At 70.9% G+C, this 14967-nt stretch carries 14 protein-coding genes; 2 read left to right on the plus strand and 12 right to left on the minus strand.

What is annotated here, in order from left to right:
• Positions 1-28: 28 nt before the first annotated feature.
• The 10 genes from CRM89_RS16200 to CRM89_RS16245 all read right to left on the minus strand — a co-directional run bounded on the left by CRM89_RS16200 (position 29) and on the right by CRM89_RS16245 (position 10322).
• On the minus strand, positions 29-469 hold the full coding sequence (locus CRM89_RS16200; protein ID WP_060594625.1) for a VOC family protein: 441 nt from the start codon (positions 467-469) through the stop codon (positions 29-31).
• Between the two features lie 120 nt (positions 470-589).
• Positions 590-922 (minus strand): TfoX/Sxy family protein, encoded by a 333-nt coding sequence (locus tag CRM89_RS16205; RefSeq protein WP_060594624.1) that lies wholly within the window; start codon positions 920-922, stop codon positions 590-592.
• A 21-nt stretch (positions 923-943) separates the two neighbouring features.
• A complete protein-coding gene (locus tag CRM89_RS16210; protein ID WP_060594623.1) occupies positions 944-1918 on the minus strand; it encodes an alpha/beta hydrolase family protein in 975 nt (324 codons plus the stop codon).
• Between the two features lie 69 nt (positions 1919-1987).
• Positions 1988-2260 (minus strand): hypothetical protein, encoded by a 273-nt coding sequence (locus CRM89_RS16215; RefSeq protein ID WP_060594622.1) that lies wholly within the window; start codon positions 2258-2260, stop codon positions 1988-1990.
• Between the two features lie 53 nt (positions 2261-2313).
• Complete coding sequence (locus tag CRM89_RS16220; protein ID WP_060595159.1) at positions 2314-3033, minus strand: sirohydrochlorin chelatase; 720 nt, start codon at positions 3031-3033, stop codon at positions 2314-2316.
• Complete coding sequence (locus CRM89_RS16225; protein ID WP_060594621.1) at positions 3030-4268, minus strand: uroporphyrinogen-III synthase; 1239 nt, start codon at positions 4266-4268, stop codon at positions 3030-3032. Before CRM89_RS16225 ends, CRM89_RS16220 begins: the two co-directional genes overlap by 4 nt.
• Before the next feature lie 7 nt (positions 4269-4275).
• A complete protein-coding gene (nirD, locus tag CRM89_RS16230) occupies positions 4276-4671 on the minus strand; it encodes a nitrite reductase small subunit NirD (protein ID WP_011211095.1) in 396 nt (131 codons plus the stop codon).
• A gap of 64 nt (positions 4672-4735) precedes the next feature.
• A complete protein-coding gene (gene nirB, locus CRM89_RS16235; RefSeq protein ID WP_060594620.1) occupies positions 4736-7285 on the minus strand; it encodes a nitrite reductase large subunit NirB in 2550 nt (849 codons plus the stop codon).
• A 28-nt stretch (positions 7286-7313) separates the two neighbouring features.
• Positions 7314-8783: a NarK/NasA family nitrate transporter gene (locus CRM89_RS16240; protein ID WP_098084816.1), complete on the minus strand. Its 1470-nt coding sequence runs from the start codon at positions 8781-8783 to the stop codon at positions 7314-7316.
• A 288-nt stretch (positions 8784-9071) separates the two neighbouring features.
• Complete coding sequence (locus tag CRM89_RS16245; RefSeq protein WP_060594619.1) at positions 9072-10322, minus strand: MFS transporter; 1251 nt, start codon at positions 10320-10322, stop codon at positions 9072-9074.
• A gap of 65 nt (positions 10323-10387) precedes the next feature.
• Here CRM89_RS16245 and CRM89_RS16250 point away from each other — a divergent pair, with 65 nt between their 5' ends.
• A complete protein-coding gene (locus CRM89_RS16250; protein WP_060594618.1) occupies positions 10388-11059 on the plus strand; it encodes a FadR/GntR family transcriptional regulator in 672 nt (223 codons plus the stop codon).
• Between the two features lie 165 nt (positions 11060-11224).
• Positions 11225-12709 (plus strand): MFS transporter, encoded by a 1485-nt coding sequence (locus tag CRM89_RS16255; protein ID WP_060594617.1) that lies wholly within the window; start codon positions 11225-11227, stop codon positions 12707-12709.
• Between the two features lie 75 nt (positions 12710-12784).
• On the opposite strand, the gene CRM89_RS16260 is transcribed toward CRM89_RS16255, so the two are convergent.
• Positions 12785-13636, minus strand: coding sequence for a TIGR02569 family protein (locus CRM89_RS16260; protein ID WP_060594616.1), 852 nt, complete (start codon positions 13634-13636; stop codon positions 12785-12787).
• 96 nt (positions 13637-13732) lie between these two features.
• On the minus strand, positions 13733-14917 hold the full coding sequence (moeZ, locus tag CRM89_RS16265) for an adenylyltransferase/sulfurtransferase MoeZ (RefSeq protein WP_060594615.1): 1185 nt from the start codon (positions 14915-14917) through the stop codon (positions 13733-13735).
• Positions 14918-14967: the final 50 nt, after the last annotated feature.

A 14967-nucleotide genomic window follows, 5' to 3' on the forward strand; every position in this document is an offset into this window, starting at 1 on the left:
GCCGAAACCCGACGGAGCCCACCGATGTTCACCCCTCGGCCGCGTCCTGGAGGGTTTTCAGGTCGATCTTGGTCATGGTGCGCAGGGCGGTGGCGACGGCGGGGGCGCCGGGGCCGGACAGGAGGGTGGGGAGGGCGGCGGGGACGACCTGCCAGTGCATGCCGTAGCGGTCGACGAGCCAGCCGCAGGGGCCGGGGGCGCCGCCGTCGGTGAGCGCGTCCCAGAGGCGGTCGACCTCCTCCTGCGTGTCGACCACGATCTGCAGGGACGCGGCGTCGGTCTGGGGGTGGCCGGGGCCGCCGTTCATGAAGGTGACCGGGTGCCCGTCCAGTTCCAGGGTGACGATGAAGGCCGAGCCGTCGGGATTGCGGGTCACGTCGATGACGCGCGAGCCGGGGATCAGCCCGACGTAGGTGTCGGCCGCCTGCTCGGCCTGCGAGTCGAACCAGAAGAAGGTGGTGACGCTCATGATGTCGCTCCTCGTGTCAGGGTGGGTGGGCGTTGCCGCCCGTGCTGTCACCCTTCGGTCGGAGCCACCACCGGCCCCTCGACACATCTCCGCGATTTTTTTCCGGCGATCGTCTCGCGGCTACTTCGGGGGCAGGGATCGCGCGTAGAACACGCCGCGGTCGACCCAGGCCCGCAGGGCCGCGTCGGTGTCGACGGCGGCGGGCGCGACCCGCAGCCAGCCACGCATCTCGCGCCCGCCCATCACCATCGGCATGACGCGCCGGTCGTCGAGGAGGCGCTCCCCCTCGGCGGGGTCGACCCGCACCAGCAGACCGCCGTCATGGCTGGCCGCGACCGCGAGGTTGCCGCCGACGAGGAAGGCCAGACCGCCGAACATGCGCTTCTCGGCCAGGGCGGGCGTGCCCGCGAGCACGGCGCGCAGCCGCTCGGCGAGGTCGGGATCGAAAGGCATGGGAGTCCTCGCGCGGTGTGGTCAGGCGCCGATGGCGGCGGCGAACATCGGCCAGGAGTCGTGCAGGTCGTCCTGCCAGTACGGCCACGAATGGGTGCCGGGACGCAGCGCGAGCGTGGCGGGGATGGCCAGGCTGGTGAGGCGGTCGACCAGCGGGCGGGTGCAGCCGCCGATCACCGTCTCCATCAGGCCACCGACGACCATGCGGTCGAGCAGGTCGATCGGGTTGCCGTCGATGCCGGGCGCGGTGAGGGTTTCGTGCCTGCCCGGTCGGCCGTCACCCGCGGAGACGTAGATGGCCAGTCCGCGCAGTTCTTCCGCGCGCAGCACCGGGTCGTGGGCGGCCCACAGCGGGCTGTCGGGGCCGCCCCACATGTTGGTGGCGTTGGCGCCGAACACGGCGAGTTCGGCGTAGATGAGGGCGCGACCGGCGGGGTCGCTGGTGCGGGCACAGCCGCTGTAGGCGCCGACCGCCTGGTAGCGGCCGGGGGCGTCGAGCGCCAGGTTCAGCGCGGAGGTGGCCGACATCGACAGTCCGGCAACGGCATTGCGGCCGGTCATACCGAACCGCTGTTCCAGCAACGGCGGCAGCTCGGCGGTGAGGAAGGTGCTCCACTTGTTGCGGCCGAGCACCGGGTCGTCGGCGACCCAGTCGGTGTAGTAGCTGGCGCGGCCGCCCATCGGCACGATCACGTTGACGTTCTTGTCGGCGAAGAACGCGGCCACATCGGTGCGGTTCATCCACGGGCCGCCGTCCTCGCCGCCGTCGACCGCATTGAGCAGGTAGAGGGCGGGTGCGCCGGGACCGGGGTGCGACATCCACAGGGTGATCGGGCGGTTCATCGCCGCCGAATGCACCACGACCTCGAGCTGCCTGCCGCCCAGGGGGCGCACGTCGAGGATGGCCGAGCCGGGCGCGGCGGCGGCCGTGGGTGCGGTGAGGAGGGCGGCGCACAGCGCCAGGACAGCAATCGAACAGCTCACGAGCCGACGCATGCCACCAGTCTCGCGCACCGGCAGACGGTGTGTCCGGCTTTCGTCATCGCCGCTCGTCGGCTCGGCGTGTCAGAGCGCGGGCCCGTCGGGGCGCTCGTCGCGCGCGGCCAGGGTCAGGGCGTGATCGAGCCGGGGCCGCAGGGATTCGGCGTGCGGCACCGCGACCCGCAGCCGGGCCCAGTCGGGGCAGGATTTTCGCCGCGGCGCCAGCACCGACAGCCGCCTGCCCGCCACGGTCACCTCGCATGCCGCGCCCGAGGCCACCCGGCGCGCGACGGTGCGCGCGTGATCGCGCAGTATTCGCTCCCGTGCCCGCTCCGGCACGCGCTCCCGCTCGGCCATGTCTCCGAGGGTAGTCCGCGCCGCGCCGGAAAGGGGCGAACCGCGAGGAGAATTCAGCGCACCCGCACCGCGACGGATTCGGCCGCGGCAGTGCGGTAGCGCTCGGCCAGCAACCGGACGACGGCGGGATGCACGCCGATCGGCGCCGCCACACCGTCCGCGCCCGCCTCGTGCAGGCGCTGCTGGAACAGCCCGTGCGCCAGCAGATAGGAGGCGACGAACACCCGGTCGGCGCCCGAATCGCGAAGATCGGCAACCACTTCCGGGACCCGCGGCGCGCCGGTGGCCACGTAACCGATCCGCACCGGCGCGTGCAGCTGCTCGGCCAGCAGCGCGGCCGCGCGGCGCACGTCGGCCCGCGCGCGCGGATCGGAGGATCCGGCCGCCGCGACGACGACCGCGTCGCCGGGCCGCCAGCCGGCCGCCCGCACGCGCAGCGCCATGATCCGGGCCAGCGCGGGATCGGGCCCCATCGCCGGGGTCACCGTCGCGGCCGGATGCGCGCTCTCCGCCACTTCCCGCGGAACGTCCTGGTAGACGTGATAACCCGAGGCCAGGAAGGCCGGAATCACCACGGCGGGCGTGCCCGGCGCGGTGGCGCGCAGGTCGCGCAGCACCTCGGCGGGCGAAGGGCCGAGCACGTCGACGAACGCGGTGCGCACCACCGGTCCGCGCAGCTCCCGCGAGACCGCCTCGGCGAGCGCGGCGATCATCTCGACCCCCCGGGTGCTCCTGGTGCCGTGCGCGACCAGCACCAGGGCGGGCGCGTTCACCACGACCCCAACGGCTGCGCGTACCGCGCCGACCGCAGCGGGGTGCCCACCGACGGGGTGCGAGCGGGCGCGCGCGGCGGCACGGCGTTGTCGTCGGCGCAGTCGGCGGTGTCGAGCGCCAGCCGGTAGCCGCGCTTGACCACGGTCTGGATCGCCTTGGGCGTGCCGAGTCCGGCGCGCAGGCGGGCGATGGCGGTCTCCACCGCGTGCGTGTCCTCACCGCCGCCGGGCAGCGCGGCGAGCAGGTCTTCGCGCGAGACCACGCGGCCGGGCTGGCGGGCCAGCGAGCGCATCAACGCCATCGGGGCAGGCGCGAGCTGGCGCACCTGTCCGTCGACGACCACGCACCCACCGCGCACACTGATGGTGTGTCCGGCGGCCTGGATGCGGTTGGCGCGGCGCGGCAGTTCCTCGGCCACATGGCGGGCCAGCGCGCCCAGCCGGGCCCGGCCGGGCATGGAGGTCGGCACGCCGAGTTCTTCCAGCGGCGCGGCGGTGATCGGGCCGACGCACGCGGGCAGCACCCGGGTGCGCAGGGCGTGCAGCACGCCTTCCAGCAGCCCGGTTTCCTTGGCGCGCATCAGCATCGAGGCCACCGCGGGCGCGCTGGTGAAGGTCACGCAGTCCAGGCTCGCGGTGACGATCGCCTCGATCAGCTGATCCATCGGACCCTGGTCGGCGGGCGGAATCCAGCGGTACACCGGCACCGGCACCACATCGGCGCCGGCGCAGCGCAACACCTCGCAGAAGTCGGGCACCGGCTCCCATTCGGTGGTGGCCCCGTGCAACTGCACCGCGATCCGCACCCCCTCCACGCCTTCGGCGAGCAGGTGGTCGAGTACCTCGGCGGAGGATTCCGAGGCCGGCGACCACTCCTCGCGCAGTTCGGCGGCCCGGATGGCGCCCTTGGCCTTCGGGCCGCGGGCCAGCAACCTGGTCCCGGCCAGGGTGCCGCGCAGGTCCTCGGCCAGCCCCCAACCCTCGGCGGCCTCCATCCAGCCGCGGAAACCGATGCCGGTGGTGGCCACGGCGATCTGCGGCGGTTCGGCGACCAACGTGCGGGTGACCCGCTCGAGTTCGGTGTCGTCGGCCAGCGGAATGATGCGGATGGCCGGTGCGGACACGATGGTCGCGCCCCGCCGGGTCAACAGGGTGGCGAATTCCTCGGCGCGCCGCGCCGCCGTGATGCCGACGGTGAATCCGGCGAGGGGGGCGCCCGCGTCGATAGTGCTCATAGGTGGTTCATCCGTCCGAGGATTCGAGCGCGACCGGCTCGTTGGATACCGAGACGATGCCGTCGTCGACGCGCACCGCATACACCGGCAGCGCCGCCGATTCGTCGTCAAGGCAGTGCCCGTCGAGCAACGAGAACGCCTGCTTGAGCAGTGGCGAGGCGACGACGGGCACACCGCCGCGATCGCCGACTATCCCGCGCGACATCACCGCCGCGCGGCCGAACGGATCGATGTTGCCGACGGCGTAGAGCGTGCCGTCGGGCAGCAGGAACAGCGCGGCCTGCCGTCCGCCGCGCAGCAGCACCGCGACACCGCGGCCGGGGATCAGGAAATCGAGTCGGCAGGCTTGCGTCCAACCGGTGGCCGTGGCGGGCGAGATGCTGGGTGTGTCGATTACGGTCATCGGGTTCCTCCTCCGAACGCCTGGTTCATTGGTACCGGCGTCCTGTTTCCGCGTCGTTAAGCCGTTATTTCGCCTGCGCGGCTGTGACGGATTCCACGCGGGGCGCCACCTCCGGCATGCCGAGCAGCACCGGCACCTTGCGCTCACCGCTGTCGTCGAAGGCGATGGTCGGGTCGGCCTCCTCCGGCGCGTTGACGAAGGAGACGAAGCGGGCGAGCTTCTCCTCGTCCTCGAGCACCGCGGCCCATTCGTCCTTGTACCCCTCGACGTGGCGGGCCATCGCCGCCTCCAGCTCGTCGGCGATGCCGAGGCTGTCCTCGCAGATCACCTGCTTCAGGTAGTCGATGCCGCCCTCGAGCGCCTCCTGCCAGGGCGCCGTGCGCTGCAGCCGGTCGGCGGTGCGGATGTAGAACATCAGGTAGCGGTCGATGTAGCGGATCAGCGTCTCGTCGTCGAGTTCGCCGGCCAGCAGCACCGCGTGCTTGGGGGTCAGGCCACCGTTGCCGCCGACGTAGAGGTTCCAGCCGTTCTCGGTGGCGATCACGCCGACGTCCTTGCCGCGGGCCTCGGCGCATTCGCGGGCGCAGCCCGACACCGCCAGCTTCAGCTTGTGCGGGGAACGCAGTCCGCGGTAACGCTTTTCGAGCAGCACCGCCATGCCCACCGAGTCCTGCTGGCCGTAGCGGCACCAGGTGGAGCCCACGCAGCTCTTCACGGTGCGCAACGACTTGCCGTAGGCGTGGCCGGATTCCATGCCCGCGTCCACCAGCCGCTGCCAGATCCGCGGCAGCTGCTCCACCCGCGCCCCGAACAGGTCGATGCGCTGGCCGCCGGTGACCTTGACGTAGAGGCCGAACTCCTTGGCCACCTCGCCGATGGTGATCAGCTGCTCGGCGGTGACCTCGCCGCCGGGCATCCGAGGCACCACCGAGTAGGTGCCGTTCTTCTGCAGGTTGGCCAGGAAGTGGTCGTTGGTGTCCTGTAGCGCGGCCATCTCGCCGTCGAGGATGTGATCGCTCGAGGTCGAGGCCAGGATGGAGGCCACGGTCGGCTTGCAGATGTCGCAGCCGCTGCCCTTGCCGTACTTGGCGATCAGGCCGGAGAAGGTGCGGATGCCGGTCACCTGGACGATCTGGAACAGTTCGGCGCGCGACTGTTCGAAGTGCTCGCACAGCGCCTTGGACATCGCCACGCCGGACTGCTCGAGCAGCTTCTTCAGCATCGGCACGCAGCCGCCGCAGGAGGTGCCCGCGGTGGTGCAGCTCTTGATCGCGGGGATGTCGCAGGCGCCCTCGGCGATCGCGCCGCAGATCGCGCCCTTGGAGACGTTGTTGCAGGAGCAGATCTGCGCGTCGTCGGGCAGCGCGTCGGCGCCCAGTTCCGCGCCGGCGGGCGAGATCAGCGCCGCCGGTGCGGCGGGCAGCGGGCGGCCGACGAGCGGGCGCAGCGCGGCGTACTGGCTGGCGTCGCCGACCAGGATGCCGCCCAGCAGGGTCGTGGCGTCGTCGGAGACGACGAGCTTGGCGTAGGTGCCCTTGGCGGCGTCGTGCAGCACCACCGAGAGCGCGCCCTCGGTGACACCGTGCGCGTCGCCGAAGCTGGCCACGTCCACGCCCATCAGCTTGAGCTTGGTGGACATGTCGGCGCCCGGGAATTCGCCCCGGCCGCCCAGCAGGCGGTCGGCGACGATCTCGGCGGTGGTGTAGCCGGGGGCGACCAAGCCGTAGCAGGTGCCCTCGACCGCGGCGCATTCGCCGACGGCCCAGATGTTCGGGTCGGAGGTCTGCAGCGACAGGTCGGTGACGATGCCGCCGCGCGGGCCGACCTCGAGCCCGGCTTCGCGGGCGATCCGGTCGTTGGGGCGGATGCCCGCGGAGAACACCACCATCGAGGCATCGATGGTGGAGTCGTCGGACAGCGTCAGCCGCAGCGTGCCGTCCTCGGCGCGCTCGATGGACTGCGTGCCCACGCCGGTGTGCACGGTCAGGCCGAGATCGGTCACCAGGCGCTCGAGGATGGCGCCGCCGCCCTCGTCGACCTGGGCGGGCATCAGGCGGTTGTTGTATTCGACGACGTGCGGGGTCATCCCGAGCAGCTTGAGCGCGTTGGCCGCCTCCAGGCCGAGCAGGCCACCGCCGATGACCACGCCGTGCGCACCGGGCCCGGCCGCCTCGGCGGTGGCGCGGATGCCGTCCAGGTCGTCGATGGTGCGGTAGACGAAGCAGCCGTCGAGGTCGTGGCCGGGCACCGGCGGGACGAAGGCGTAGGAGCCGGTGGCCAGCACCAGCGCGTCGTAGCCGATGGTCTCGCCGGTGGAGGTGGTGACCTTGCGCGCCTGCCGGTCGATGGCCTCGGCGCGCTGGCCGAGCCGCAGCTCCACCAGGTCGTCACCGGCGTAGTCGTTGCCGGGCAGCGCCAGCGCGGCCGGGTCCCAGGCGCCGACGTAGGACGAGAGCCCGACCCGGTCGTAGGCGGGCAGCCGTTCCTCGCTCAGGATCACGACCTGCCAGGTGCCGGACTCGTCGCGGGAGCGAAGCGCCTCGACGAAGCGGTGCCCGACCATGCCGTGGCCGACGACCACCACGGTCTTGCGCTCGGTGGTTGCGGGGTTCATGTGGACCTCCCAGGAATGGATGCGGGCGTCAGGCGCGGGCCGACGGGACGGACGAGGTGGCGGGAACGGCCTGTTCGGCGCGGCGAACGAGGGCCTCGGCCTCGACGACCACATCGTCGTCGGCCACCGAGCGCAGGCTCGGACGGCGCAGGAAGACCAGCCAGGTGACCGCGGCGCACACCACGTAGAAGGCCAGGAAGACCCAGAACGCGGTGGTGGCCGAGTTGGTCGAGGCGTAGGAGGAGCGCAGGACCAGGTTGATGCCGACCCCGCCGAGCGCCCCGATGGCGCCGACGAAACCGATCAGCGCGCCGGAGGTGTTCTGCGACCAGGCGGCGCGATCGGCGGGGCTCAGGTCGAGGCTGCGCGACTTGGCGTCGAACACCGAAGGGATGATCTTGGTGACCGCGCCGTTGCCGATGCCCGAGAGCACGAACAGGGCGACGAAACCGATCACGAGCACCGCCATCACCGCGCCGCCTGCGACGCCGCCGTTGCCGTCGGCCACAGTGCTGGCCCCGATCACCAGCGCGGCCGCGGCCATCATCGCGCCGAAGGTGACCAGCGCGACGCGGCTGCCGCCGATCCGGTCGGCCCACTTGCCGCCGTAGGGGCGGGCCAGCGAGCCGAGCAGCGGGCCGATGAAGGCGATCTGGGCGGCGTGCAGCGCGGCCTGTGCGGCGGTGTCGCCACCGGCCTTGAAGCTGATCTGCAGGATCTGGCCGAAGGCGAAGCTGTAGCCGATGAACGATCCGAACGTGCCGATGTAGAGGAACGCGATCGCCCAGGACTGCGGCACCTTCAGCGCGGTCACCATGTCGGACAGGTCGGCCTTCTGGTTGCGCAGGTTGTCCATGTACAGCGCGGCGCCCAGGCCGGTGATCGCGATCAGCACCAGGTAGATCGCGCAGATCAGGCTGGCGTACTCGTTGCCGAGGGTGGCGATGACCAGCAGGCCGATCAGCTGGATGACCGGCACGCCGATGTTGCCGCCGCCGGCGTTCAGCCCGAGCGCCCAGCCCTTGAGCCGCTGCGGGTAGAAGGCGTTGATGTTGGTCATCGACGAGGCGAAGTTGCCGCCACCGACACCGGCGAAGGCCGCCACCACCAGGAAGGTGGTGTACGAGGTGCCGGGCTGGTTGATGAAGTACAGCGTCAGCAGCGTGGGCGCCAGCAGCAGCAAGGCCGAGAAGACGGTCCAGTTGCGGCCACCGAAGCGGGCGGTGGCGACGGTGTAGGGAATGCGCAGCACCGCACCGACCAGGGTCGGCACCGCCATCAGGAAGAACTTGCCCGCCGCGTCGATGCCGTACTTCTCGGCGGGCATGAACAGCACCATCACCGACCAAATCGACCAGATCGAGAATCCGACGTGCTCGGCGAAGACCGACCAGATCAGGTTGCGCCGGGCGATGTGCTTGCCACCGGCCTCCCATGCCTCGACGTCTTCGGCATCCCAGTGCTCGATGTTGCGGTTACGCGTCAGCGTGCTCAACAAGGGCCTCCCAAAATCGGTTGGCCCCAACGGTAGGGAGCGGGTATTGCCGAAATGCTGCCGTACATGACGGCCGAATCAACGGTTGCTCACCCGCGACGGCGCGCTCGGGTGAGTTCGGCGCCGATGTTTCGCCCGTGTGACACAGCGGTTTTCAGCGCGTCACGAACGGGCGCGAACCGCGGTCGCGCGGCTGTGAGTGTGACCTGGACAGCATGCGCGCTCGGGCACGGCCGCGCAACCGCTGTGCGCGGTCGCGCGGCCCGCGGGGTTCTTCAGGTGCGCAACGGCTCAGTGCCAGGTGTCCTCGAGCATGCGCGGCTTGCACGCCTGCCAGGCGCCGGCCAGCAGCACCAGGACCGCCACGGTGAGCATCCCGAAGGGCGCGAGCCAGCCGCCGGTGGCGGTGTGCAACATGCCGAACAGCAGCGGGCCGACGCAGGCGACCGCGTACCCGACGCCCTGGGTGAACCCGGACAGCGCCGCCGAGCCCTGCGGCGTCTTGGTGCGCATGTTGATCAGCGTCAGCGCCATCGGGAAGGTGCTGGGTCCGAGTCCGAGGATCACCACCCAGAGCACGGGCGCGCCCATCGGCGCCACCAGCAGACCGGTGAAGGCGATGAGGAACAGCGCCGCACAGCCCACCACCACGGGGAACGGGTTGGCCAGCCGCGCCACCACGGTCGGCGCCGAGAGCGCGGCGACGAGGCCGACGAGCGCGAACAGCGCCACCATCGTGCCGCCGAAGGCATCACCGGCGCCCGCGTCGGCGAGCACGCGCGGCAGCCACGCGAACACCGCGTAGGTGGTCAGCGAGGTCATGCCGAACATGCCCGCCATGCCCCAGGCCACCGGCGAGCGCCACACCCGCCCGGGCGCGGGCCCGCCTGCCGGCAGGGCCGTGGTGTCGGCGACGTCGTGGCCCTTGCGGCCGCGCAGCACCCCGAGCCAGGGCAGCGCGGCGGCGAAGCCGAGCAGGGCCCACAGCCCGATGGAGATCCGCCAGCCGTGCGAATCGGCCACGGGGACCGCGATCAGCGCGGGCACCACGGTGCCGATCTGCACCATGGTGATGTAGAGCGAGCTGAGCACCGCGAGCCGGTCCGGGAAGTAGCGCTTGACCAGGGGCGGGATCACCACGTTGCCGATGCCCATGCCACCGAGGGCCACCGCGGAGAAGACCAGCAGCCCGGCGGTGCTGCTCATCAGCGCGCGCACGAGCATGCCCGCGCCGGCCAGCAGCATGGCGATCAGGGCGGTGCGCTCCAGGCCGATGCGGCGCACGAGCGCCGGGGTGAGCAGGCCCGAGACGGCGAACATGGCGGTGGGGATCATGCCGAAGACGCCGACGACCGCGGTCGAATAGCCGATCTCCGCGCCGATGCGCTCGGCGAGCGGACTGAACGCGGTGACCGCGACACGCAGTACCGAGGCCGACATCACGATCGCGGCCAGCACCAGCAGGCGGCCTTCGAGCAGGGCGCGCTTGCGTTCGCGGGTGGTGTCGGGGGTCGCGGTGTCCGGAGAGTAGGTCGCTGTCACCGAGAAATCATAGGATGACCGGACGACAAGAGCAAGCTGGTCGTTCCGGGCTGTACCCTGTTCCAGTGCAACCCGTTCGGCGCACCAGCCTCATCGCCCAGGTAACAGAACAGCTGCGTGCCGAGATTCGTTCCGGCCGTTGGCCGATCGGCTCGCGCATTCCCACCGAGCCCGAGCTCACCGAGCTCACCGGTACCGGCCGCAACACCGTGCGCGAGGCCGTCCAGGCCCTGGTGCACGCGGGCATGCTCGAACGCCGCCAGGGCTCGGGCACCTACGTCATCGCCGCCTCCGAGGTCGGCGGCACGCTCGGCAAGTACTTCGCCGACGCCGAGGAACGCGACGTCCTCGAGCTGCGACTGGCCCTGGACACCACCGCCGCCGCACTCGCCGCCCGCCGCCGCGACGAGGCCGACATCACCGCCCTGCGCACGCTGCTCGACGAACGCAGCGGCCAGGCCTGGGACGAGGACAACCACCCCGCGATCACCGCCGACGTGGAACTGCACCGCGCCATCGTGGTCGCCAGCCACAACGCGGTGTACCTCGAGTTCTACGACTCGCTGCTGCCCACCATCGAGCAAGTGATCCGTTCGCGCACGTCCCGATCCGACGCCTCCTACGATGCCGAGCACCGCGAACTCGTCCAGGCCGTGATCGACGGCGACGCCGACCGCGCCGCGCAGGCGGCGCGCTGCTTTCTCGCCGGACTGATCGCCGAGTACCCCGACCGCTGAATGCCGACCGGTCCCGCGGTGCGGCACCGACGTAACCAACCGGTCACCGAGCGCGCGCCCGCGATGTGAGTGGGAATTGCCGGGAACGCAATCGAAGGCCACGGGCCCGCAACAACCGGCTTCTACCGTCGACTCGACCGATCACGAGGCGTCGAGAGGAAGCCGATGACCGCCACAGCCGCAGCCACCGGCCGGCAGCCGGGCACACCGGTGTTCACGCACCACACGCGCGGACGCTGGCTCGAACACTGGGAGCCGGACAATCCCGAATTCTGGGAAGCCGGCGGAAAGCGCACCGCGCGAAAGAATCTCGCCTTCTCGGTGTTCGCCGAGAACCTGGGCTTCAGTGTCTGGGTCATCTGGGGCACCGTCGTCACCAGCATGGGCGCGGCGGGCTTCCCGTTCCTGGCCGGACTCGGCCAGGGCAACCCGGTCGCGGTGAGCAACGCACTGCTGCTCACCTCGACACCGACGTTGGTCGGCGCGGCCCTGCGCATTCCCTACACCTTCGCCATCCCACGGTTCGGCGGCCGCGCCTTCACCGCGTTCAGCGCGGCGATGCTGCTGGTACCGACCCTGGGCCTGGCCTGGTTCGTCAACCAGCCGGGCACCCCGATGTGGGTGTTCATGGTGCTGGCGGCGCTGGCGGGATTCGGCGGCGGCAACTTCTCCTCGTCGATGGCCAACATCTCGTTCTTCTTCCCCGAGGGCAAGAAGGGCGCGGCGCTCGGAATCAACGCCGCCGGAGGCAATCTCGGCGTCGCGCAGACCCAGCTGGTGCTGCCGCTGCTGATCACCCTCGGCACCCACCTCACCGCGAAGGACCCCGCCGGCTACCGTTTCGGCATCACGCTCTCGGTGCTGGTGTGGGTGCCGTTCATCCTGATCGCCACGGTCGGCGCGCTGCGCTACATGGACAGCATCGCCACCGCGAAATCCGATGGGAAGTCCTACAAGCTCGCGCTGACCAACCGGCACACCTGGGTGATGTCGTTCCTCTACATCGGCACCTTCGGCTCGTTCATCGGCTTCTCCTTCGCCTTCCCGACGCTGATCAAGGCCAACTTCCCGAGCCTGGCCGGAATCGGCTGGATCACCACGCTGGGCAACCTCGCCTTCCTCGGCGCGCTGGTCGGCTCGTTCAGCCGTCCGTTCGGCGGCTGGATCTCCGACAAGGTGGGCGGGGCACGGATCACCGTGTTCGTCTTCGGCGGCATGGCGGTCGCGGTGGCCGCGATCATGGCGGCACTGGAGCTGAAGAGCTTCCCGCTCTACCTGATCGCCTTCCTGGTGCTGTTCGTGCTCACCGGCATCGGCAACGGCTCGACCTACCGGATGATCCCGTCCATCTTCAGCGCCGAGTCCAAGAAGTACGCCGCCGAACACGGCATCGACCCGGCCGACGCGGCGGCCTCGGCCAAGCGGCAGGCGGGCGCGGCGATCGGCGTGATCGGAGCGATCGGCGCCTCCGGCGGCTACCTGCTCCAGCAGGCACTGCGGTTGTCCAACATCAACTTCGGCAGCATGGCGCCCGCGTTCTGGGCCTACGCCGCGGCGTTCCTGGTGATGGCCGGGGTGACCTGGTTCTACTACCTGCGCTCGTCGTTCGCGATCGGCCGGTTCACCTCGCTGGCCTACGCCAACGTATGACCTCTCATCAGGCTCGACGGCCGCCGCTCGGCTCCGGACGCGCGGCGGCCTTCGGGCATTCCGGGGCGCCGGACGTCAGAGCAGGAAGCGCACCATGTCCGCGGTGCGCGCCAGGCCGGGGAAGGCCTGCGGCGTCGACCGCGGATGCAACGCGTGCACCGCGAGCCGGAACATGACCGCCCGCAACAACATCTGCGGCCACTCCGGCAGGTCCGACCACCGCTCGAGCAGACCGTCGTCGGCCCCGCCCCAGGACAGCGCGTCGACCACCACCACGCCCGCCGCCCACGCGGCCGGACGCCAGTAGGGGGTGATGTCGGTCAGTCCCGGCGTCGCCGCACCCTCGAACAGCACGGTGCCGAACAGATCACCGTGCACCAGCTGCGCGGGACTGCGCACCGGCTTGCGCAGGGTGGCCAGCTGACCGATCAACTCCAGGCTGCGGTGCCCGTCCGGGGAGGTCGGCGTGGCCATCCCGCCCGCGCGCAGGGTGCGCAACGGCACCTGCTCCCAGGCGGCGCGGTCGGCGGCGACGAAGATGTCCACATCCACCCAGGGCGCGATGGGTGGCTGTACCAGGAACCGCGGGCGCTCCAACCGCGCGGTGGCCTGGTGCAGGCGCAGCGACACCGACACCACCTCGTCGTGGCGGGGTTCCGGGCTGCCCGCCAGATAGGTGTCGGCACGCCAGCCCGACACCACGTACCGGCCGTCGGTGGCCCGCACGGGCCGGGCCAGCCGCACGCCGTCCACCCGCAACGTCTCGCGCACCCGGGCCGACCACGCCGCCCTGGCGTGATCGGCGACCGGGGACAGCACCACGTCACCGCAGCGCCAGCCACCGTCCCAGTCGCCGAGATAGCTCGGCGTCACCTCGCGCAGACCGAACGTGGCGCGCACGTGCTCGGGAGGTTCCACAGAAGTCACAACCGGTACGGTAACGCCGCTCCGGTGCCCGATTCGGGCGCCGCGCCGAGACGCAGCGTCCGCGATCGGCCGAGGTACAGGGCCGTGCCGGGCGACTCAGTAAACCGGCAGCGACGGGTCGATCTGGTTGGCCCAGGCCACGATTCCGCCCTGCACGTGCGTGGCGTCGGTGAAGCCGGCGTTCTTGAGCACCGCCAATGCCTCCGCGGACCGGATGCCGGTCTTGCAGTGCAGCACGATCGGCCGGTTCTGCGGCAGTTCGGACAGCGCCTCCCCGGACAGGATGCGGTCCTTGGGGATCAGCTTCGCGCCCTCGATGTGCACGATGTCCCACTCCACCGGCTCGCGCACGTCGATCAGCTCGATCTCCTTGCCCGCGTCCAGCAGCTCCTTGAGCTCGCGGGCGGTGATGGTCGAGCCGGCCGCGGCGGCCTGGCCTTCCTCCGACACCACGCCGCAGAACGCCTCGTAGTCGATCAGCTCGGTGATCGGCTGCCGGTCCGGGTCGCGGCGCAGCTTGATGGTGCGGTAGGTCATGTCCAGTGCGTCGTAGACCATCAGCCGGCCCAGCAGCGGGTCGCCGATGCCGGTGATCAGCTTGATCGCCTCGGTCACCATGATCGAACCGATGGACGCGCACAGCACGCCGAGCACGCCGCCCTCGGCGCAGGAGGGCACCATGCCGGGCGGCGGGGCCTCCGGGTACAGGTCGCGGTAGTTGATGCCGCGCCCGTCCGGGGCGTCCTCCCAGAACACCGAGACCTGGCCCTCGAACCGGTAGATCGAGCCCCACACGTAGGGCTTGCCCGCCAGCACGGCGGCGTCGTTGACCAGGTACCGGGTGGCGAAGTTGTCGGTGCCGTCCAGGATCAGGTCGTACTCACGGAACAGTTCGACGGCGTTCTCCGGCTCCAGCCGGATCTTGTGCAGCCGCACGTCGACGCCGGAGTTGATCTCCAGGATGGAATCGCGCGCGCTGTCGGCCTTGGGACGGCCGATGTCGGACTCACCGTGGATGATCTGGCGCTGCAGGTTGGAGGAATCGACCTCGTCGAACTCCACGATGCCCAGCGTGCCGACACCCGCGGCGGCCAGGTACAGCAGCGCGGGCGAACCCAGCCCGCCTGCGCCGATCACCAGCACCTTCGCGTTCTTCAAACGCTTCTGCCCGTCCACCCCGACGTCCGGGATGATCAGGTGACGGCTGTAGCGGGCGATCTCGTCCTTGCTCAGTTCCGCGGCCGGCTCGACCAGTGGCGGCAGGGACTTCGATGATGACACGTCCAGGACTCCTCGAATCGAATTGGCCGAATCCCGATGTGCAACGTCGA

Source organism: Nocardia sp. FDAARGOS_372, from assembly GCF_002554515.1.
GTDB lineage: Bacteria > Actinomycetota > Actinomycetes > Mycobacteriales > Mycobacteriaceae > Nocardia > Nocardia farcinica.